Here is a 20,352-nt window from a genome sequence, read left to right on the forward strand (position 1 = left end):
GCGCTCTGACCGCATACTGCCGCTTCGTGCAAGGCGCAGTGGAGAGTACAGTATAGGCGAGCGGCGCTCTGCCGGCCGCCTTCCGCGAAACAGGGCGGATCAACCGCGAAATCGGTCACTTCGGCAACGTGGAGCCCGACCCCCTTCCCCCGCAGGCGGCATCTACGAAATACCGATGGTACGCCTCGTGCATCTTGCGCTTCTCTTTAACGCGCACAGGAACGCGAGTGCCGTCGCGCAGGACGAAGTCGTCGCGCACGTCGGCGATGTAGTCCATGTTGACCAGGCAACTGCGATGGCAGCGCAGGAAGCGGCCGTCGTCGAGCTGATCCTGTACGTCGCCAAGCTTGGCGAAACCACGATAGCAAGCGCCGTCCACCGTATGCAGCAAGACCGCATGATCGCGGCTTTCCAAATACAGGATGTCGCCGTAGGGAATGTAGCGACGTCCGGTTCCCACGCGAAACGCCAAGCGGGGAACGGAAGACGGCAGCACTCGGTCGAGCACGCGCTCGATCCCCTGCTCGCTTACGGGCTTGATCAGGTAATCGGTTGCGCGCACCTCGTAGCTGTCCACGGCGTGTTCGCGCGATACAGTCAAAAAGACGATATTCGTGCTCGCACCGGCGCTGCGCAAGGCGCGCGCAACGGACAGGCCGTTCTCTTGCTCCAGGTACACGTCCAAGAACACGAGATCGAAAGGCTGCTTCGCGGAATCCGCGATCAATTCCCGACCTGTGGCGTATTCTTCGCAGCTTGCGCGGGCGCCACGCGCCGACAAAACGCGATCGAGAACCGTGCGCAGCTCGGTGCGGCACACGTCCTCATCGTCGCAGATCGCTATCCTCAACTCGCCTTCCCGCCTTCCTTGCAAAGATGCAGCCGCCTGGCTTTTCCTATGAACAGTTTACTCGCAATTTAGCGGCACACCACTATTGACATGCGGCTATCGGCAACGAATCCGCCGCGATAGAGCATGCGGGAACCGGCACGGCAAGATCGAAACGGGTCACAGGCCGCGTTCTTTCGCCCCATTCCCAAGCTTCAATACAAGGCGCACGACGACCGCGTCCTCGCCCGAATCGATGACCAGCGCGCCGTCGTGCGCCTCGACGATCTGCCGCATAGCGGGCAGGCCCCATCCGTGATCGCCCCCGTCGGACTTGCTCGTGGCATCGAACGATGCATCGGCGGGCATGACGTTCTCGCACCGTGCAACCAGTCGGTCGCCTTCGACGCACATGGCGAAGTCCACGTAGGGACGCCGGCACCCCGCAAGGCGCGCGCGATCGCACGCCTCCACTGCGTTCGACAGCAGGTTGGACAGCAGCACCGCAAGCTCGGTGTCGCGCAGCGGCAGCTCCTCGGGGACGCGCACGTCGCACCGCACTTCAACGCCGCGCTCCTGAGCAGGCGCCAAATACCCCGTCAGAGCCGCGTTCACCACCAGGTTGCCCGAATAGCGAACCGGAGCCGCGGCGTCATGGCCGGAAGTGAGCTCGTCCAGATAGGATCGGCACCGATCCAAAGCGCCCTCTTCAAGCAGGCGCCGCAACGTCTCCACGTGATGGCGCAGATCGTGACGGGCCATCCGGGTAGCCTCCTCGGCACGACGCATATGCAGCAAGCTGTCCTTCGCCGCACGCGCCTGCACGGACAGATCCCGCACCCGCTCCTGCGCGGCGCTCATCCTTCTCACGCGAACGACCAGCATGCAGGCGAACACGGCTACCATGGCCAGCGCCGCGTATTCCTGCTGCCAAAGGCCGTACAACGGCTCGTACGCGTTGTTGTCCAGCAGATTCGCCCCCAAAGAAGCGCCCAGGACCGCGCATGCGCACAGGACGTAGCGCGCTTCGGGGCTGCGCGACCCCAGGCCAATCGCGGCGCAGACCGTCAGCATGACCCAGCAGGCCAGCCTGAGCAGGGTCTGATACGCGCCGTACGCTTCGATGGTGACCGGCCAAAGCGGAATGACCGCAGCCACCCACACGAGCGTGACCAGCGGCAAGAAGAGCATCGCTCGACGCGCAACGCGTGCCCACGACCGATCGAGCGCCCCCGTCGAGCGCGCCGCCACCGACGCCGCGCACACGAACACCGCCGTCCAGGCCGCATCCTCGACGGCGTAGACCCACGGATCCCCCAAGCCCAAGCGCCACGCGATCCCCCGCCAGCCCGCAACGGACAGCGCAAGGCACAGCAGGCCGAAATCCCGTACGACCGGGTCTTCCCCGCGGCGCCCGTACACAGCGAACGCGAACAGCGCCGAGACGAGCGGAAACAGCACGAGCACGCCCGATAGCAGGGAGTTCGCCAGCTCAACCTGCGCGATAGCCTGCGCCGAACCGATAAGGGGCGGGTACACAAGACCGCTGTAGTAATGGGATTGGTTGCGAACCTCCAGCACAAGCTCGGTGTGCTCGCCCACGATCAAGGCCGCTTCCGGACCCGTCTTGTCCGACGCCACCGAAATCCCGTTCGCGTACAGCGTGTAGTCGGTGAACACTTCGGGCAGCAGAATGACGAGAGAGCGCTCGGCGCGCGGCCCTTCGTAGCGCACGTCCAAACGGTACGTCGCGCTGCCGAACGCCGACGTGCCATTCGGCAGGTACGAGAAGTTCGAGTACTGCCCGATGAACGTCTCGATCGGAGCGGATCCGTCCATGGAAACAAGCCAGCCGTCCACGAGCGGGACGGACCGAGCCACGTCGTCGTCGGAAAGCGCGATCGAACCGTCGTCCCCGTACGGCGGAGGCGCAGCGTATTTGTTATCATGGAAATACGTAAACGAAAGCAAGCAGCCAACCGCAAGGAACACGACCGCAGCAGGGACGAGCGCACGGACGATAGCGCGAACCGACATGGTGCCCCTCCCCCGAGACGACAGGATCCTCGTGCCACATCATACCAGAAGCGAATCGAAGGCGGCGGCGTTCGGTTGCTGCGCCCTTGCCGCATGCGCGGCGCTCGCGATAGGATGCGCATGCCCGAGCGCAAATCAAGCCTGGGCGCACGAGGGCGTCGCGCTCTCGGATCGCTCGTTGGGAGGAAGCGGCGGGGTTCTCGGCGGCGGGATCTCGGGGAACGGCACCGCATCCCCGACCGTCGAGCAGCCGTACGGCCAGATTGTCAGGATCATACCGGGAAGGGGCATGACGACCGTCTTGTTTCTGCCGGCGCTCCCCATCGATCCCGGATGGGGGCAGGTGAAGCACCCCGACCTGCAGGTTCTGTACCTGGATCGCCGCTACGCCGACGAACCTGAAGACTCCTGGGAGCGCTGGGGCGTCTACACGTGGAACGAAGACCACCTGATGTACGAAACGCCTGAAGGGGATGGCATCAGGGCCGTGTACGACGACAACTTCGCCAATCCGTCCATTCGGCATTGCGCAGTCTTCCATCGCTCCGAAACCGTCGACTACCGCGACTTCTACCTTCGCGCCACGGCCGTCGTGCTCCAAGACGGCGAAACCGTGGAGACGGTCTTCGAGCCCGCGCTCATCACCTACCCCGAAGGCTCGCGTCCCTCCGACGACGAGAACGGCCTCACGCCGCCTCCTTCGGTCGTCAATCCGCCCGAAACCGATTCGGGAGGCACGGGCGGAAACATTGGAGGCGTAGGACAGGGCGAAAGCGAGCGCGTCCATCCCGAAGGCGGGCCCGAAGCGCCGGAGAGCAACGGGCCTGCCGCGCAGGAGGCATCTGAGCCGACGGGCGCAGGCGGCGTTCGCGCGAGCGACGCGCCCCAGGAGCGCACCGCGTCCGAGCCTGCGCAACCGTCGGTCGCCCCGGCACCCGAAAAAGCCTACGCCGCACAGGAACCAACCGTCGAGCCTGGCGCCGCCGCAACCCAAAAGCCAACCGTCGAGTCCGACGCCGCCGCAAGCGAGGTCGCGGACGAGCCCGCCGGCCTGCCCGGATTCGCCTGGGCCTTGGGCCTGACGGCCGGGGTCGTGGGCATAGCCGGCGGCGCGATCGCCGTCATGCGCGCCAAGCGCCGCTAAACGCCGACGCCCTCCGCGAACGCGCAGCACGCGCCCTCGGCAACCTCCACGATACCAAGGTAGTAGCCTTCGGGGGCGGCGCTTTCCACCGCCTCGCGCAGCGCCGTCGCCCAAGAAGCCGGGTGCTCGCTTGCGAAACGCGCCAAACGGCGCCCGTCGCCCGCGGGGCGCTGGCCCGTCGCCATCTCCCTGCAAGCCGCAGCCAAGTAGAGCAGCTCCAGGCCAAGGTGGTCGGGGTACTGGTTGCTCGGCCCGCGCACGGCAAGGCCCGCGTCGCGCAGCAAAGCGCGCATCTCGAAGGCCGCATCGCCGAAGCCCGCCTCCCCTACGCGCCCGCGCACGGCGTACATGGTTTCCCAAGGCGGCGCCGCAGGCTTGGGCGGGCCGATGAACAACCGCGCGTACTCCACGTCCACGCGCTCGACGGCGGCATCGCGGCACGAGGAAGCGCCGCGCGCATAGCGCTTCAGCCGATCGACCCCCAAAGCAGCCCGATCATGACAGCGAAAAGCGCTGCTCAGCTGCTGGGAAAACGCATCCCAGAACGATTCGTGCAGTCCGATCGACGTTTCGGTGGTCATGGGCCGCAGCAAGCTGTTGCCAAGAAACGCGAACGTTTCCGCCCGGCTACGCCATACGTCCCGCCAGGTCGAGGTTGCCGCAAGCACCGACGCCGGCCACTCGGCGCATTCCATCATAGCTACTCCTCTGCTCCTAAACTACGCTCCCAAGCCTTGTCGTCGGCCTCGGCGGGAGCGGGGTCGTAGCGCAAGAACACTTTCGCCAGCAGCAAAAACGCCATGACGCCCACGGCCACCATGCCCACGACGATCAGGATCTCGGGCAGCGTAGGAGCGTACGAGCTGGTCACGGCCCAACCGTCCATGCCGTACAGGCCCCTTGACGAGCTGGACCCGCTCACCAGGCCCGGAGCGCCCGACACGTTCGGGAATATGAAGCTGGTGAACAAAAGCCAGATGCGCTTGCAAAACACGCCGACCACAACGCCTGCCGCCGCCAACGCGACCAAACCGGGGCGTCGGCGATTGCGCGCGAACACGAGGATGCAGAACGGAACGACCACGCCCACGATAACCTCGATCCAGAAGAAGGGAGCGGTTGCGCCCCACACCATCTGGCCGAACACCTCCATGCCGTGCTCGGTGCCGGGATAGGCCATGGTCAGCACCTCGCATCCCACCATATAGCCGTCCACTGCGATGCACACGGCAAGAAGGCCCGCCAGGTTCGCGATAAGCTTGCGCGACGTGGCGAACACGCGCTGCCGGTTCATCCACAGAAGCGACAGCAGCAAAAGCGCCAAGCCCGAATCCATGGCCGACGCCACGAACAGCGGGGCCATGATGGTGGAGTACCAGCCTTCGCGCGCAATCTGCAATCCGAAGATCCACGCCGTCACCGAGTGCACCAGGATAGCCACCGGCAGGGCGAAGCGCGATACGATGGCCACCTTGTCCTTCGCACCGGGCTTGCGCGACGTCATGAAGTACAGGTAGACCAGGTTGATGACCAGATACGTGCTGATCACGCATATATCCCATAGAAGCGGCGAAACGAAGTTGGGCGTTACCAGCAAGTTGAGCAGGCGCACGATGCCGCCCAGGTCGATCAAAACGAACGAGCCCGCGATGCAGATGCACACGAGCGATACCAAGATGGCGGGAAGGGCCACCTTCTTGTACTCCGCCACGTGGAAGATCGACGCCGACGAAGCCACGATAAGGCCGCCCGCGGACAGCCCCACGAAAAACATGAAGCAGGCGATGTACAGGCCCCATGACGTGCCGTTCGACATGCCCGTGACGCCCAACCCGCCGACGAACTGGTACGCATACGCGCCCACGCCGACGGCCGCAAGGGCGGCCAACACGGCGAAGGCGATTTTATAGGTTCTTGTTAACTGCATGTAGGTTTCTCCTTAACGCACGGATCTGCGCAGCCGCTCGGGCGGCGCGACGCCGCAACGTCGCGCCGCCCGGCCAAGCGATGCGATCTAAAGTCCGATATAGAAAAGCTGCGGGCGCGTGCCCTTTTCTTCGAGCAGATGATGGGCTTCGGGCGAACACGCCAACTTCGAGATGTCGCTGTCGGGATCGTCAAGGTCGCCGAACGTGCGAGCGCGCGCCGGGCACACGCGCACGCACATGGGAATGTCCCCGTCGTCGGTGCGCTCCTTGCACAGCGTGCATTTTTCCATCACGCCCTTGGCGCGTACGGGAACCCGCGCGTCACCGTAGTTGAAGGCAGGCTCGCGCACCGGCTCGTCCCAGTTGAACACGCGAGCGTTGAACGGGCAGGCCGCCATGCACATGCGGCAGCCGATGCACTTGTCGTAGTCGATTTCCACGCGCCCCGAAGCATCCTTGTAGGTTGCGCCCGTGGGGCACACCTTCTGGCAGGCGGCGTTCTCGCAATGCTGGCACTGCACGGGCAGGTAGACGCGCGTCAAGTTGGGGTACTGCCCCACCGCGCCGTCGATGACGTCGCAATCCTTCGTCAGGATGCGGTTCCACAGCATTCCCATGGGCACGTTGTTCTGCATCTTGCAGGCGTTCGCGCAGGTATGGCAGCCTACGCAACGGTTCAGGTTGATGGCGATAGCCAGTTTCGTCATGGTTGCCCCCTTACGCTTTTCTGATCTCGACGAGCGTGTCGGAGAACGGGATGACCGGGCCGCACAGCAGCTCGTCGCCGCGCTCTACCGCAGCATCGTTGGTAACGGATTGCAGGTTGCCGCGCGCCAGGTAATCGGCCGTAGCGCCCTCCACCAGGCGAACCGACCCCGATCGAATGGCAGGATTGCCGTGAACGCGCACCTCGAAGCTGCCGCGGTCGTTGAACACCTCCACGACGTCGCCCGTAGCCAGGCCGCGCGCGGAAAGATCGGCGGGATTCGCGTCCAGCGTGGGCTCGAAGTACTGCTGGATCCACTTCGCGTCGTTGAACTGGTTGTGGATGTGAAAGCGCGTGCGAACGTTGGCCAGCTGAAACGGGAACTCGCTGCGCAAAGGGTTCTGCGCGTTCGCCTCGAGCGTCGGCTCCCATTGGGGAAGCCCCTGCCCGAAAGGCACGAGGTTCTGGTAGTACAGGTCCAGCCTTCCCGAAACCGTGTCGAACGCGAAGTCGGCGTACTCCTGGCGCGGCTTCTCGATGCCGGGCAGGGGCCACGTGCCGTGGTGCTCGTTGATCTGGTCGATGGTAAGGGAGGCGATCCGCGGATCCTCGGCGCCCGAGAGAATCACCGACGCCAGCTCGGTCGAGTCCTTCGGCAGCGCGTCCTCGCAGCCGAGCCGCTTCGCGAACTCCTTCTGGATCCAGAAATCGGTGCGCGCTTCGAAAAGCGGGTCGATCACCTTGTTTTGCAGCACGATCTGGTTGTACCCCACCTTCACGGCGCCCACTTCGGCATCGAGCTCGAAGCGCGTCGTGGCGGGCAGCACGTAGTCGGCCCACTTGGCGCCTTCGGTGAAGTACGGATCGATCGACACGATCAGGTCGAGCGTGCGCGCCCAGTCCTCGGTTTTGGACATGTTGGCGAAGTGCTGGGCCATGAAGTCGCCGCAGCAGATGTAGGCTCTCACGCTGTTGGGCTTCGTGCGCATGTCGTAAGCCGCCATCTCGTCTTCAGAGGGAGCCAGGGAATCCGGCAGCTTCCACGATCCCAGCGTTGTGGAATGGCCGTTCCAGCATCCGCCCACGAACACGCCGACATTCGCGCCGGGCTTGCAGATGTTCCCGGTCACGCCAGCTAGCACTGCTGCGGCATGACCTGCGATATCGGCGTTGCCCATCTTGTCGTTGCCGCCCCATCCTAGCGCAAGCGACGACGGTCCTTTGGCGTACGCGCGCGCAAGCGACTCGATCTTTTCAGCGGGAACGCCCGTGACGCCCTCGGCCCATGCCGCCGTGAACTCCTTCTGGGTTTCGACCAGCACGTCGTAGGCGGTCCGGGCGCGCACGCCGTCGATCACGACCTCGCCGGACAAAGCCGCCGAGACGCCCGGCTGGTCATAGGGAGCGGGCCGGCCCGTAGCCGAATCGATGACGAAGAACGGGTTTTCAGCGCCCGTCTGGGGCTTTTCCACCTGAGGGTCTTCCGCATGCTGGCGCACGAGCTGCCCCGTCGAAGCATCCACCAGGAAGGGCAGCGACGTGTGGGCGGCCATGAACGCCCGATCCGCCAGCCCTTCGTCGAGGATCACCGACGTCATGGCAAGGAACAGGGCCGCGTCGGTGCCCGGCTCGATAGGCACCCACTCGTCGGCCTTGCCGGCCGTGGTCGAGAAATGAGGGTCCACCGACACGATGCGCGCGCCGGCCTCCTTCGCCTCGAAGAACAGGCGAACCTGGGGCAAGCTGGACTCGCAGAAGTTGCATCCCACCATGAGCACCATGCGGGAGTTCACCCAATCGCGCGCCTCGCCCGTGGCCATGGCGAAACCGCCTCCGTAGCCGATGGCGGGGTCCAAGCCGTTGCCCATCCCCACGTCGATGCCGGCATTGCCGCCGGTCTGCGCGCCCAGCAGCGACGCGAGAAACGGCATGCTCGCCTCGCTCGACGAGGTGACCATGACCGCCTGCTTGCCGTGATCGCGCTGGATGTCCTTGATGCGCGAAACGATGTCGTCGAGCGCTTCGTCCCAGCTTACTTGCACGAATTCGTTCGATCCCCGCTCGCCTACCCGCTTGAGGGGCGTCTGCACGCGCCCTGCCCCGTATATATGCTGCACCTCGGAGATGCCCTTCAAGCAGATCGTTTCGTAACGATCGTCCACGCATGTGTTCGGTTCCACCTTCACCAGACGGCCGTCGCGCACCGTGCATTTGAGCGGGCACATGCCGCCGCAATGCTCCTGATGGTACGTGCAAGCCGTATGCTCTTCGCCCGCCGCCGCGCGCTCGGCGCCCGACGGGCCGATGCCCGCGTACGCCGCTGCGGGCGAAAGCCAGCTATCGGGCGTGAACATGTCGGCCCCTGCCGCGACCAAGCCGCAGGCGGCGAGGGACCCCGCGAGGAAACCGCGCCTCGTCAACTCCATGTACTTCTCCTATCGTCTTGCTTGCATTCGGGTTGCGCCAAGCCCTTCGCACGCCGTGCCGTCCCCCTGGCCCTCGTCCGTCGCGCAACCCGCACCAGGCCGCAGTGTAGGAAACATGAGGGAACGCGTCTTTATTCCATCCGCCGAAATACGCGGCCCAAGCTTTGTGCATAGTGAACAAAGGGGAGTATCATCCCAGGTGAAAAGATGCTGTAGCAAAGAGCGGGCAGCGAATCGCACCGCGTTTCACCGAGCGATCCGCAAGCCTTGAACCCCGTTCGAAGGGCGGAAAAGACCGGTCGCCCGGCAGCGCTTCGGCTCGAAGGAGGCACTATGCGCTTCAACCTTGACCTTGTGCGGGACGAACTGGCCGACCTCTCCCCCGTCGCGTTGTTCGACCACTCGACGCACCTTGACCTCGATCGAATAGAACTGCTCGAAAAAGCCAGCGGGCCTCGGGCGGGAAGCTTGTTCATCGCAGAGGCGGAAACGCTCGCTCAGGTCGATCTCGAAGCGTTCGACAAGGGGGCGCTTTTGATCTTGGGCCCGGACCTGCCGGACACCCATGCGCTGCCGCTGCCTGCCGTGCTGGTGCCCGACCCGTCCCGAACGCTTCAGGCAAGCGCGCTGCTGGCGCGGCTGCTTGAGTTTCGCATGCGCCTCGATGCCTGGTCGGAATCGCTTTTGGAGGCCATGGCGCGCGACGCGTCGCTGCAGGAGGTCATGGACGTGGCGGCCACGGCGTTTCGCAACCCCCTCATGGTGTCCGATTCCGCGCTGTACTACGTGCTGTGCGCCGGGCACCTTCCGAACGACTTCCATGACGAGCTTTGGACGACCGCCATCGAAACGGGCGTGTGCCCCACCGAGCTGTACTTCGACCTTTGGATGAGCAGTTCCGAAAACGCCTTCCACTGCGATCGGGCCTACTTCGTGGAGAACGCGCCCCGAACCGGCCATTCCTACCTGGTTCGCAACCTGCTGCACGACGGCGCGTACCACGGCTGCTTCGAGCTGGTCGACGCGAACGCACCGTTCACCCAAAGCGACCTGGTGCTCGCGGATCACCTGGGACGACTGCTCGTGCTGATCCTCCCCCGGCAGATCTACCCCCAGCTTGACAAGTCCTCGAAGAACCCGATCGACGAACTGCTTGCCGGCAACGCCGTACGCGGGCGCGTGCTGGCCTACGAGCTTTCGAAGTTCGGTTGGTCCGTCGACGACCCGTACTACGTCTGCCGCTTCAGCGGATCGGCGCGAAGCGAGCGCTCGGAAGGGCCCCACCGCCAAACGCTGAGGCGGATCGAGCGGCGGTACCCGCGCGCCCGGTTCCTCGAGGCCGAAGACGATGCCTACCTCATGGTCGCCCGAGAAAAGGACTACCCGCTTGACGAAATGCGCGAGCGCCTGGAGGAACCGGCGGCCGACGACGGATTGCCGGCGCGCTTTCTGGCGGGGTTCTCGTCGGTGTTCTCCGACTTCCACTTCCTGCGCACCGCCGCGCAGCAAGCGAGCTTCGCCCTGAACCTCGTCGAGGACGATCCGTCCACCGGGCGGAATCTTCGCACGGTCACCCGATTCTATGACGATTGCTGGTTCGACGACCTGTCCGATCGCCTGAACCTGACCGGGGACGCCCGTTGGCTGCTCGATGACCGCGTCGTGCAGCTCGCGCGCATCGATGCGCGCGAAGACACGCGGTACGTAGAAACCGCGCGGGCCTACCTTGAAAGCGGATGCGGCGCCACGCATGCCGCCGAGGCCCTGTTCGTCCATAGAAACACGCTTTCGTACCGGCTGAAGAGGATACGAGCCCTCAGCGGGATGGACCTGGAGGACCCCTCGACCGCCGGCACGGATCTGCTCAGGATCCTCCTGTCATGCAGGATCGTCGCTTGAGGTCCCGCGCCGCCTGAGGGACGCACGGGGCGCGCCGCAGCATCGCCCCACGCCGTGCAACCGTGCGCGTGGGCGATGTTTTTACCCAAAAGACGCGAAACGTGGCGATACCGTGGCGGCCCGTATTTCGTGGTATCGTTCACCTGAAACAAATCCCGAAACCGCAAGGAAAGCCATGCACGCCACCCGCATCCGCACGAACCCCGACCTGTTCGAAATCGAAGTTCCGTTCGACAACATCAGCACCAGCGGAACGAACTGCTATCTGGTGCAAGACGGCGACGACTCCCTGGTAGTCGACACGGGAGCCCCCACCGAAGACGGGTACCGCGTGCTTCATGCGGCTCTGGAAGAGCTTGGCGTGAACCCGGCCAGAACCTCGTACTTCCTGACGCACCTGCACTACGACCACGTGGGCCTTGTGGACCGCATCGCCCCGGCGAACGCAACCGTATACCTGAGCGCGGAGGGGTTGCAGATGGCGCGCGACGGCGGCGTGGAAGAGCTTCACGAGGACTTTCGGCGCCTGGTGGAAGAGGGCGTGCCGCGCGCGGATGCGGATGCGCTCGTGCGCTCGGTGTCGGGTCCGCGCGTCATCGACATCGATCGGTGCGCGCCGGTGGTCGTGGGCGACGGGGACGTCATCGACGTTGGAAGCTACCGCCTTCATGTGGTGGCAACGCCCGGACACACGCCCGACCACCTGTCGCTGTACGAGCCGCGAAGCAAAACGCTGATGGGAGGCGATCATGTGCTGTTCGTCGTCTCCCCCGGCGTCACCGTGTTCCCCGACGGATCCGACAGCCTGCAGGCGTACCTGGACAGCCTCGATCGCGTGAGCAACATGGAAATCGAGACGCTGCTGGTATCGCACGGCAAGAACCGCCCCGATTTCCACGAGCGCATCGATTGGCTGAAACGCCATCATCTGGAAAGGCTCGACGAAACCGTCGGCATCATCGAGCGCGAGCCGGGCCTGCTGGGCCAGCAGGTGGTGCGGCGCATTCGCTGGAACGTGCCGCACGAGCGCTGGGACGACATCTCGCTCATGCAGCGCTGGTGCATCCTCATGGAGGGCATCGCCATCCTCGACCACCTCGCCGCCACCGGACGTGTGACGCGATCGAAGGACGGCGACGCCCGCAACGTCTACTTCCCTGCTGCGATCAGCTCCTGAGCCATTTCGCGCAGCTTGAACTTCTGCACCTTCATGGACGGCGTCATGGGGAAGTCATCCACGAAGAACACGTGCTTGGGCACCTTGTAACGCGCGATGCGCGGGATGGCGTAGGCGCGCACGTCCTCTTCGGTCATGTTCTCGTAACCGGGGCGCACGCGAACGAACGCGCCCACCAGCTCGCCGAGCTTCTTGTCGGGAATGCCCACCACCTGCGCATCGAGCACGCCGGGCATGGTGAGCAGGAAGTTCTCCACCTCAAGCGGATAGACGTTCTCGCCGCCGCGGATGATCATGTCCTTGACGCGTCCGGTCACGCGGTAGTAGCCGTCTTCGTCAAGGGTTCCCAGGTCGCCCGAATGAAGGTAGCCGTCCGCGTCGATGGCGCGCGCCGTTTCCTCGGGCATCTTGTAGTAGCCCTTCATGACGTTGTAGCCCTTGCAGCACAGCTCGCCCGGCTGCCCGACGCCGCACTCCTCGCCGGTTTCGGGATCGACGATCTTCACCAGCACGGGCGGATGCTTGCGCCCTACCGTCTCGCACTTGTGCACGATGTCGTCGTCGGCGCTGGTCTGCGTGAACACGGGACTCGTCTCGGTCAAGCCGTAGCAGATGGTGATCTCCTTCACGAACATGCGGTCCATGACCTCGCGCATGGTTTCGGGCGGGCACGGGCTGCCCGCCATGATGCCCGTACGCAAGCTGGTCAGGTCGAAGGAATCGAAATCGGGGTGGTTCAGCTCGGCGATGAACATGGTGGGCACGCCGTACAGCGCGGTGGCGCGCTCCTTGTGGACGGCCTGCAGCACCAGCCCCGCGTCGAACTCCTCCACGATGATCATGGTGGAGCGATGCGTGAGGTTGGCCATCACGCCCAGCACGCAGCCGAAGCAATGGAAGAACGGCACCGGCAGCGTCACGCGGTCCTCGGGGCCGAGCTTCTGGCCTTCGCCGATGTAGAAGCCGTTGTTCAGGATGTTGCGATGCGTGAGCATGACGCCCTTGGGGAAGCCCGTCGTGCCGGAGGTGTACTGCATCATGACCACGTCGTTGTTGTCGAAGTGCTTCTCCGCCTCTTCGAGCGCGCTTTCGGGCACGTGCTGCCCCAGCAAGATGAGCTCGGGCACGCTGTAGCAGCCGCGATGCTTCTCCGGTCCCATGTAGATGATGTTCTTGAGGAACGGATAGTTCTCGGTTTCCAGGTGCCCGCGCTGCTGCGTGAGCGTTTCGGGCACCAGGTCGCGGATGATCTTGAGGTAGTCGACGTCGCGGTACGCATCGATCACGCACAGCGCCTTCATGTCGGACTGCTTCAGCACGTAGTCCAGCTCATGGCTTTTGTACACGGGGTTCACCGTGACCATGACCACGCCGATCTTGGCAGTTGCGTACATGAACGTCAGCCAGTCGGGAATGTTGCGGGCCCAGACGCCCAGGTGATCGCCCGGCTCCATGCCGATGGCCAGCAGGCCGCGCGCCAGGTTGTCCGTGCGCTCGTCGAAATCCTTGTACGTCCAGCGCAGGGAGCGGTCCGGGTACACGACGAACTCGTGGTCGGGGTCGATGGCCACCTGGTCGCGGAAATAGCGGCTGATGGTCTTTTCGGAATGCAAGGGATAATCCGCAGAGCCGGCAAGGGCTTCGGATGCAATGGGTTCAGGCATGCAGGTCACTTCCTTGTTGTAAATCGAGCACGGGCAGCGAAGGCGGCGGGCCTACAGCGGCGTGTACACGACGGCGAGGAACTTGGCGTTCTGCCCGTCGTGCGCGCGCACCTGGTGAGGCACGATAGAGTCGTAGTAGATGCTCTCGCCGGGATGCAGCACGTAGACTTCCTTGCCGTACTCGATCTCGATGCAGCCTTCCATGCCAAACAGCCATTCCTCCCCTTCGTGGCCGACCAGCTCATGGTCGGTCTCGCCGGAGGGCGTGACGGTGATGACGAAGGGATCCATGTGACGCGACGGACGCCCCGCCGCCAAGCTGAAGTAGCTCAAATCGCCGGCATCGCTGGCCGTTTGGAGCGACTTCACGCGCTCGACCTCGATCATCTGCTCGCGATCGATGTACGCCGGGCCCAAGTTCTCGTCATCGTCCATGAGCGTGCCCAAGCGAACGCCCAGCGCGCGGGTGATTTTGATGAGCGGAGCAAGCGAGGGCGGCAGCTTTCCAGCCTCAAGACCTTCGACGATCTCAACGTCGCAGCTGCAACGATCCGCCAGGTCCTGCACGGACAGGTGATGCGCCTCGCGCAGCGTCGTGATCTTGTTTCCCAGCTTGTTCTCATCCATCATGCCAGCTTCCTCTCTTCATGATCGTTTTACCAAGGTAAATGGTAGCCTATGATTCGCTCTCAACCAATCGCGAAATAGGTTTTACGGAAGAACGGACATGCAAAACGGTTTAGCGTCGCAAGCGTCACGGGTCCCGCGCGCGACGCGAGCTCAAAAACTTGGGCGCGGATGGGAGCCGCCATGTTACAGAGAGCTTGCGAAACGCATGGCGCACGCGGCGCATCGTGAAAAAGCCGCCCCTGAAAAGGGCGGCTTCGCGTAGTGCGGAACCAGAGCGGAGCCTAGTTCTTGAACAAGGCGTGCTTGAGCTCTTCCTCGTCTTTGATGGAGAGCGACGTTTGCAGCACGTCGCCGCCGAAGGGCCTGATGGCCTCGACGAACTTGTCGGTGGTCATGCCGCCGACCACCATGAACACGGCGGCGCTGTCGTCGACGGAAAGCAGGTTGCGCACGCGATCCTGGAAATCCTTGTCTACGCCGTGCTTGACAATAGCGCCGGTCAAGGCGCCGATGCCGGCTCCGATAGCCGCGCCGAACACGGGCACGAAGAAGAGCACTCCGAACAGAACGCCCCAGAACAAGCCCCATACCGCAGACGTGCCTATTTTGGAATCGGGAGTGACCACGTCGTACTTGCCATCGGCGCGGCGGGCGACCACCGCCACGGACTGCAAGCTCACGATAAGGTTCTTGTCGAGATCGAGAATCTTCTGGTAAGCGGATTTCGCCTCCATCTCGCTCGGATACCCGAGCACAACGAGCGTACTCATGCTTGATGCTCCTTTCTCTGGCTTTCATCGAGCCCTCACTGTACGCGCATGCGGCACCGCAGCAGCGAACGCTTCGGCTTTGGCACCCGTTCGGAACCGTTGCGAAACGTCGCCGAAACCAGCTGCGCGCCTGCGATCGTCCTTCCCCTCCCTATCGCGCTTGCACCGCGCGAAGCCGAAAAGCAACCGGGCCGCAGCGCGATGCTGCGGCCCGGTCAGGCGAAACGATACGGGGATCGGAGCGGAGATTTCCGATCCTAGCCGAAGCGGTACTCCACGCCCATCGTGGGCTGGGGGTTCTCCCACTTCTTCACGATGGTCGACCCGCAGGCTATGCGGCAGGTGCCGCACTCCAGGCAGCCGGCGTAGTCGAACGACTTCGCGCCCGACTCGTCGACCTTGTAGAGGGCCGCCGGGCACACGCGCACCAGCTTGAGGAACTCCTCGTCGTCAGGGTCGTCCACCAGCTCGATGTGGGCGTTCTCCTCGTCCACCTCGTACTTGTCGAGGGCAAGGAACTCGTCGACGTTGACGGTGATGTCAGCAATAGCACTCATAGGGCCTTCGTCGCTCCTCTCACTTCGCGAGCGAGCTTGAACAGCCCGCGCTTCTTCACGATGGGCATCATGCGCTTCACGAGCGGCTTCTGCGGTGCGCCGTCCACGCTGAACATGGCGTTGAAGATCTCCTTCACCATGACGGGGTAGTCGGTGAACATCGAGTCCCAGTGCTCCATGACGTGGGGCCACTTGCTGAAGGTGCGCAGGTCCTTGATAACGAACGAGTCCTCCATCTTGGCCTTGTAGGAGGACAGCCCCGCCTCGGAGACGTCGCCCTTGTCGATGGCCTCGACCGCGGCCTCGGCCGCCATGCGCCCGCTGGCCACGGCGAAGTCCATGCCGCGCACCTGGTAGCCCATGTTCATGCACAGGCCCGCCGTCTCGCCGGCGATGACGCAGCCGTCGAAGACGTACTTCGGGATCATGTTGTAGCCGCCCTCGGGCACCATGTGGCCGGAGTGCTCGACCAGCTTCGCGCCGCGGATGATGGGCGCCACGGCCGGGTGGTTCTTGAAGTCCTCGAGCATCTGGTACACCGGGTACGGGTTCGACGCGTCGGCCGCCGTGGAGATGGTGGCCACGAGGCCCAGGCTGATCGAGTCCTTGTTGGTGTACAGGAAGCCGCCGCCCACGTTCCCGTGCGTGCAGTCGCCCACGAACAGCATCGCCGCGCCCTCGCCCTCGGGCACGAGGAAGCGGTCCTCGATCTGGGAGGCCGGCAGCTCGAACACCTGCTTGATGCCCACGGCCATCTCGTTCGCCTTCGGGCGCGGGTTGCCCAGGCACTTCTCGGACAAAAGCGGGTTCACGCCCTCGGCCAGGATGACCACCTGCGCGGTGATCTCGTCCTCGCCCGCGCGCACGCCCACCACGCGGCCCGCCTCGTCCTTGATGAGCTCCTCCACGGCGATGCCGCAGATGTACTCGGTGCCCGCGTCCTCGGCCTTGGAGGCCAGCCACTGGTCGAACGGCGCGCGCAGGACGGCGTAGGAGTCCTTGCCTTCCTCCGCCAGTTCGTCGCTCGTGAAGTCGACGGCCATGCTCGAGCGCGCGTCCAGAAGCGCGATGCGCTCGTGGGTGATCTTGCGCTCGAGGGGCGCCTCCTGCTCGAAGTCCGGGAAGACCTCCTTGAGCGAATGCGAGTAGATCCGCCCGCCCGTCATGTTCTTGGCGCCGGCGAAGTTGCCGCGCTCGACCACGAGGACGCTCTTGCCGGCGGACGCGGCCACGTAAGCGGCCACGGCCCCGGCGCACCCGGACCCCACGACGATGATGTCGAAATCGGTCTCAGACACCTTTCATCCTTTCTCGTCTTATGAAAATCAACAACACACCAGCTTCACCGCAAAAGCCCGCTCGCTCGCCTGACCAGCAAGGTTCGAGCTTCTTGAAGCGGGAGGCCTCCATGAGCCCTCCCGCGGATCGAAGCTTTCTACAGTGCCGCTGTCAAAGCCGGCAGTACATCCTTGATGTCTCCCACCAGGCCGAAGTCGCACTGCTTGAAGACCGGCGCGTTCTTGTCCTTGTTGATGGCGAACATCGTGCCGGCGCGATTGCAGCCCACCATGTGCTGCATCTGGCCGGAAATGCCGCAAGCCACGTAGACCTTCGGCGACAGCATGAGGCCGGACACGCCAACGTAGGTCTCGGTGGGAAGCCAGTCCACGCCCTCGGTCAGCGGACGCGAGCAACCCAGGCCGGCGCCCAGCTTTTCGCACAGCGCGCGAGCCAAGTCAAGCTCGGACTCCTCCGCGAAGCCACGGCCCGCAGCCACGACCACGTCAGCCTTACCCAGGTCAACGCCGCTCTTTTCGATGGGCTTGGAGGACACGAGCTTCACCGGATTGGCCGGGGCAACCCAGGCCACGTCCTCGACCGCGTTCGCGCCGCTTGCCTCGGCGCCTTCGAACGCGCCAGCGGAAACCGTATAGATGGCCACGTCGCCCGCAGCCTTCTGCACGCGCTCGGCCACGCCGCCGAAGTACAGGCTCTTCGCGCCGTCGGCGGCGAATTCCATGACGTCGGTGATAACGGCGGCGCCCGCATGCGCGGCCAGGCGGCCGGCGATCGTCTTCATGTGACGCGTGGGCTCGACCAGCACGACGCTCGGCTGCTCGGCGTCGAACACGGCGATCACGGTATCGGCGGCGTCGTCCAAAACGGAGCCTTCGGGTACGGACACCTTCGCCACTTTGTCGGCAACGGCAGCGGGCGCATCGCCAAAGGAAACGAGGACGACCTCATCGGCCATGGTGCGGGCTCCGGCAGCAAGCTCGCGGGCAGCGTCGGCGCGCTCGGCAATAACAAGTGCTTTCATGGGTATGCTAGCCTTTCTCTCAGACAGCGGATTATCGGAAGACGGAACCTACAGGGCGGCCTTGAGGGCTGCAGCGAACTGCTCGATCGCGCCATCAGCCGAAGCGTCGAGGATCTCGAGCTTGCGGTCGGCCTGATCGGGAGCCTTGCAGGAGACAACGTCGATAGCGCCGTCGACAGCCGCCTCGGCACCGGCCACGTTCATCGGCTTCTTGCCGGCGGCCAGGATGTCCTTCATGCCGGGAATGCGGGGCAGCGCGATATCGGGAGACACGGACACAACGGCGGGCAGGGGCACCTCGACGGTTTCGACGACGTCCTCGAGCGTACGCTCGACGATGAGCGACGAGCCCTGCGCCTCGATCTTCGTGGCGCCGTTCACCACAGGAAGGCCCAGCTTCGCAGCCAGCTGCACGTCGACCTGCTGCGCGTAGTTGTCAGCGGAGCCGTCGCCGCACAGGATGAGGTCGAACGCGCCCACCTTGCCGACCAGAGCAGCCAGCGCCTCCGCCGTCGCGCGGGCATCCATGTTCGCGTATGCATCGTCGGCGGCCATGAACAGCTCGTCCACGCCGCGAGCCAGCACGTTCTTCTTCAGCTTGGAGTCGTCGATGGAAGCGGGGCCCGCCGTCATCGCAACCACCGAGGAGCCGTCGTTGGCTGCGGCCAGCTGCGCCGCGGCCTCGAGAGCGTTCAGATCGTACGTGGACACGATGCCCTTGGCCTTGGAGTAATCCAGGGAGCCGTCCGCGGACACCTGGATGTCCTGATCGTCGGGAACCACCTTGAAAGCAGCAACGATTTTCATCCTGTACCTTTCCCTTCTCGTTTGCCTTTATAAAGCGTTCGGACGCGACCCGCCGTCTTCGAGGGGAACATGCGGCGGATTCGGCGCGTTGAGAGCAGTTTGCACCGCTCGCCGCGCGGCGTCATCGCAAGATCGCCGTGAAAGCATCATTACTTACAATTTGACTATGCCTGCGCGCCCGTCCGCGCAGGTTCCATCGCCCGCGCGGCGCCACGGCGCAACGCCGCGCCCCCGCCGTGGGAAGCACTGCGCAAACGCGTTTCATAGCCCCTGATCAATGGCATCATTACGTATCCCTACTACTTTTTTTGCGATGCACCGATTTTTAAGTATCGCCGAATTACCATGCGCCTTGCGATGCAACGGCATAGCTGCGATCGCTAGTATTCAGGGCAGTTGTTCGAGCGAGTAAAACACGACGGCGGCACGCTGCAATCGAGCCGAATCACGTGCGGAACATCGCTCGGCGCCACGCGCGGCTTCGCGCGAAATCGCAACCAGTCAAGGAGGAGCAATGGCAGATTACTATGGTACCGACACCGTCGTATCCGAACTTCGCGAGGACGGTCTGCTGATCATCCGCATCAACCGCCCCGACGTGGCGAACGCCCTTAACGGCGTCACCTCCAAGGCCATGGAGAACATCATGAACAACGCCGAGACCGATCCCGCCGTGCGCGCGATCATCGTCACCGGCACGGGCAAGGTGTTCTGCGCGGGCGAGGATCTTTCCGAGCTGAGCGAAGGCGGCGAGTGCCAGACCGTGACCGAGCATGGCTTCGGCGGCCTGACCGCGCGCCTGTGCTCCAAGCCCGTCATCGCCGCATGCAACGGCTCCGCGGCCGGCGGCGGCATGGAAATCGCCTTGTCCTGCGACATGGTGGTTGCCGCCGAGAACGCCAAGTTCGGCTGCACCGAGGTTGGCCTGGGCATCATCGCTTCCACGGGCGGCATCGTGCGCCTGGCGCGCGACATCAACCGCAAGGATTGCATGGAGCTTCTGCTGACCGGCAAGAAGATCAAGGCTCCCGAGGCCAAGGCTCTCGGCCTGATCAACTACGTCGTGCCGGCCGAAGAGGTCATGGACCGCGCTATCGCGCTGGCCGAAGAGTGCCTGAAGAACGCCCCCCTCGCCCTCAAGTGGACGAAGAACATCGTGCACGCCGCCGACCAGATGTCCGAAGAGGATGCCATGCGCTACTCCGACGCCGCGTACCGCTTCCTGGAGAAGACCGCCGACGGCATCGAAGGCCCGGCCGCTTTCGTCGAGAAGCGCACGCCGGTTTGGCAGGGCAAGTAACTCCCCTTTTTCAATCCACTCGGTCCGCGCGGGCATTCGCGCGGCCATTCGCCACGTGCCCGGACTGCGCAGCCCGGGCACGTTTCATTGGCGGGACGGAGCAAGACGAACGAAACGACCGAAGCGCCAGGGCGGGCAACGGGCGCGCCGCGAGGCGA

17 protein-coding genes are annotated in these 20,352 nt (G+C 64.3%); 4 read left to right on the top strand and 13 right to left on the bottom strand.

Going from position 1 to position 20,352, the window contains the following annotated elements; genetic code table 11:
* Positions 1-115: 115 nt before the first annotated feature.
* A complete protein-coding gene (locus LQE90_RS10720; RefSeq protein ID WP_216529724.1) occupies positions 116-850 on the bottom strand; it encodes a LytR/AlgR family response regulator transcription factor in 735 nt (244 codons plus the stop codon).
* A gap of 159 nt (positions 851-1,009) precedes the next feature.
* Positions 1,010-2,866 carry a sensor histidine kinase gene (locus tag LQE90_RS10725; RefSeq protein WP_216529725.1) on the bottom strand — a complete coding sequence of 619 codons (1,857 nt, stop codon included), beginning with the start codon at positions 2,864-2,866 and terminating at the stop codon, positions 1,010-1,012.
* 31 nt (positions 2,867-2,897) lie between these two features.
* Here LQE90_RS10725 and LQE90_RS10730 point away from each other — a divergent pair, with 31 nt between their 5' ends.
* Positions 2,898-4,010: a hypothetical protein gene (locus LQE90_RS10730; RefSeq protein WP_216529726.1), complete on the top strand. Its 1,113-nt coding sequence runs from the start codon at positions 2,898-2,900 to the stop codon at positions 4,008-4,010.
* Here the strand turns inward: LQE90_RS10730 and LQE90_RS10735 are convergent.
* The 4 genes from LQE90_RS10735 to LQE90_RS10750 form a co-directional block, all read right to left on the bottom strand.
* Entirely contained in the window at positions 4,007-4,708 is a 702-nt protein-coding gene (locus LQE90_RS10735) for a TorD/DmsD family molecular chaperone (RefSeq protein WP_216529727.1), read from the bottom strand. The two genes, LQE90_RS10730 and LQE90_RS10735, sit on opposite strands and share 4 nt — an antisense overlap.
* A gap of 2 nt (positions 4,709-4,710) precedes the next feature.
* Positions 4,711-5,937 carry an NrfD/PsrC family molybdoenzyme membrane anchor subunit gene (gene nrfD / locus LQE90_RS10740; protein WP_216529728.1) on the bottom strand — a complete coding sequence of 409 codons (1,227 nt, stop codon included), beginning with the start codon at positions 5,935-5,937 and terminating at the stop codon, positions 4,711-4,713.
* 87 nt (positions 5,938-6,024) lie between these two features.
* The gene (locus LQE90_RS10745) at positions 6,025-6,645 is read right to left on the bottom strand and encodes a 4Fe-4S dicluster domain-containing protein (RefSeq protein WP_216529729.1); all 621 of its coding nucleotides are present in this window, start codon (positions 6,643-6,645) and stop codon (positions 6,025-6,027) included.
* 10 nt (positions 6,646-6,655) lie between these two features.
* On the bottom strand, positions 6,656-9,070 hold the full coding sequence (locus LQE90_RS10750; protein WP_216529730.1) for a molybdopterin-dependent oxidoreductase: 2,415 nt from the start codon (positions 9,068-9,070) through the stop codon (positions 6,656-6,658).
* A 333-nt stretch (positions 9,071-9,403) separates the two neighbouring features.
* Between LQE90_RS10750 and LQE90_RS10755 the strand changes: the two genes are divergently transcribed.
* Together LQE90_RS10755 and LQE90_RS10760 are read left to right on the top strand one after the other, a co-directional pair.
* The gene (locus tag LQE90_RS10755; protein WP_216529731.1) at positions 9,404-10,969 is read left to right on the top strand and encodes a PucR family transcriptional regulator; all 1,566 of its coding nucleotides are present in this window, start codon (positions 9,404-9,406) and stop codon (positions 10,967-10,969) included.
* 175 nt (positions 10,970-11,144) lie between these two features.
* Positions 11,145-12,146, top strand: coding sequence for an MBL fold metallo-hydrolase (locus tag LQE90_RS10760; protein WP_216529732.1), 1,002 nt, complete (start codon positions 11,145-11,147; stop codon positions 12,144-12,146).
* Here LQE90_RS10760 and LQE90_RS10765 read toward each other — a convergent pair.
* From LQE90_RS10765 to fixA, 7 genes are all read right to left on the bottom strand, one after another.
* On the bottom strand, positions 12,119-13,810 hold the full coding sequence (locus tag LQE90_RS10765) for an AMP-binding protein (protein WP_216529733.1): 1,692 nt from the start codon (positions 13,808-13,810) through the stop codon (positions 12,119-12,121). The two genes, LQE90_RS10760 and LQE90_RS10765, sit on opposite strands and share 28 nt — an antisense overlap.
* Before the next feature lie 51 nt (positions 13,811-13,861).
* Entirely contained in the window at positions 13,862-14,440 is a 579-nt protein-coding gene (locus LQE90_RS10770) for a helix-turn-helix domain-containing protein (protein WP_114566952.1), read from the bottom strand.
* 281 nt (positions 14,441-14,721) lie between these two features.
* Positions 14,722-15,210, bottom strand: a complete 489-nt coding sequence (locus tag LQE90_RS10775) for a DUF1269 domain-containing protein (RefSeq protein ID WP_216529734.1) — start codon at positions 15,208-15,210, stop codon at positions 14,722-14,724.
* A gap of 257 nt (positions 15,211-15,467) precedes the next feature.
* Positions 15,468-15,767 (bottom strand): ferredoxin family protein, encoded by a 300-nt coding sequence (locus tag LQE90_RS10780; RefSeq protein WP_114566954.1) that lies wholly within the window; start codon positions 15,765-15,767, stop codon positions 15,468-15,470.
* Complete coding sequence (locus LQE90_RS10785) at positions 15,764-17,065, bottom strand: FAD-dependent oxidoreductase (protein ID WP_216529735.1); 1,302 nt, start codon at positions 17,063-17,065, stop codon at positions 15,764-15,766. Before LQE90_RS10785 ends, LQE90_RS10780 begins: the two co-directional genes overlap by 4 nt.
* 137 nt (positions 17,066-17,202) lie before the next feature.
* Entirely contained in the window at positions 17,203-18,087 is an 885-nt protein-coding gene (locus LQE90_RS10790; protein ID WP_114566956.1) for an electron transfer flavoprotein subunit alpha/FixB family protein, read from the bottom strand.
* A 48-nt stretch (positions 18,088-18,135) separates the two neighbouring features.
* A complete protein-coding gene (gene fixA, locus LQE90_RS10795) occupies positions 18,136-18,894 on the bottom strand; it encodes a putative electron transfer flavoprotein FixA (RefSeq protein WP_114566957.1) in 759 nt (252 codons plus the stop codon).
* A 514-nt stretch (positions 18,895-19,408) separates the two neighbouring features.
* Between fixA and LQE90_RS10800 the strand changes: the two genes are divergently transcribed.
* The gene (locus LQE90_RS10800; RefSeq protein ID WP_114566958.1) at positions 19,409-20,194 is read left to right on the top strand and encodes an enoyl-CoA hydratase/isomerase family protein; all 786 of its coding nucleotides are present in this window, start codon (positions 19,409-19,411) and stop codon (positions 20,192-20,194) included.
* Positions 20,195-20,352: the final 158 nt, after the last annotated feature.

The sequence above is a fragment of the Paraeggerthella hominis genome (genome assembly GCF_021044775.1).
Lineage (GTDB): Bacteria > Actinomycetota > Coriobacteriia > Coriobacteriales > Eggerthellaceae > Paraeggerthella > Paraeggerthella hominis.

Excerpts from the sequence above, each read along its gene's own strand:
- LQE90_RS10755 (WP_216529731.1), top strand. The coding sequence starts at position 9,404 with ATGCGCTTCAACCTTGACCTTGTGCGGGACGAACTGGCCGACCTCTCC.
- LQE90_RS10735 (WP_216529727.1), bottom strand. The coding sequence starts at position 4,708 with ATGATGGAATGCGCCGAGTGGCCGGCGTCGGTGCTTGCGGCAACCTCG.
- LQE90_RS10775 (WP_216529734.1), bottom strand. The coding sequence starts at position 15,210 with ATGAGTACGCTCGTTGTGCTCGGGTATCCGAGCGAGATGGAGGCGAAA.
- LQE90_RS10800 (WP_114566958.1), top strand. The coding sequence starts at position 19,409 with ATGGCAGATTACTATGGTACCGACACCGTCGTATCCGAACTTCGCGAG.
- LQE90_RS10760 (WP_216529732.1), top strand. The coding sequence starts at position 11,145 with ATGCACGCCACCCGCATCCGCACGAACCCCGACCTGTTCGAAATCGAA.
- LQE90_RS10780 (WP_114566954.1), bottom strand. The coding sequence starts at position 15,767 with ATGAGTGCTATTGCTGACATCACCGTCAACGTCGACGAGTTCCTTGCC.
- LQE90_RS10725 (WP_216529725.1), bottom strand. The coding sequence starts at position 2,866 with ATGTCGGTTCGCGCTATCGTCCGTGCGCTCGTCCCTGCTGCGGTCGTG.
- nrfD (WP_216529728.1), bottom strand. The coding sequence starts at position 5,937 with ATGCAGTTAACAAGAACCTATAAAATCGCCTTCGCCGTGTTGGCCGCC.
- fixA (WP_114566957.1), bottom strand. The coding sequence starts at position 18,894 with ATGAAAATCGTTGCTGCTTTCAAGGTGGTTCCCGACGATCAGGACATC.
- LQE90_RS10770 (WP_114566952.1), bottom strand. The coding sequence starts at position 14,440 with ATGATGGATGAGAACAAGCTGGGAAACAAGATCACGACGCTGCGCGAG.
- LQE90_RS10790 (WP_114566956.1), bottom strand. The coding sequence starts at position 18,087 with ATGAAAGCACTTGTTATTGCCGAGCGCGCCGACGCTGCCCGCGAGCTT.
- LQE90_RS10750 (WP_216529730.1), bottom strand. The coding sequence starts at position 9,070 with ATGGAGTTGACGAGGCGCGGTTTCCTCGCGGGGTCCCTCGCCGCCTGC.
- LQE90_RS10745 (WP_216529729.1), bottom strand. The coding sequence starts at position 6,645 with ATGACGAAACTGGCTATCGCCATCAACCTGAACCGTTGCGTAGGCTGC.
- LQE90_RS10765 (WP_216529733.1), bottom strand. The coding sequence starts at position 13,810 with ATGCCTGAACCCATTGCATCCGAAGCCCTTGCCGGCTCTGCGGATTAT.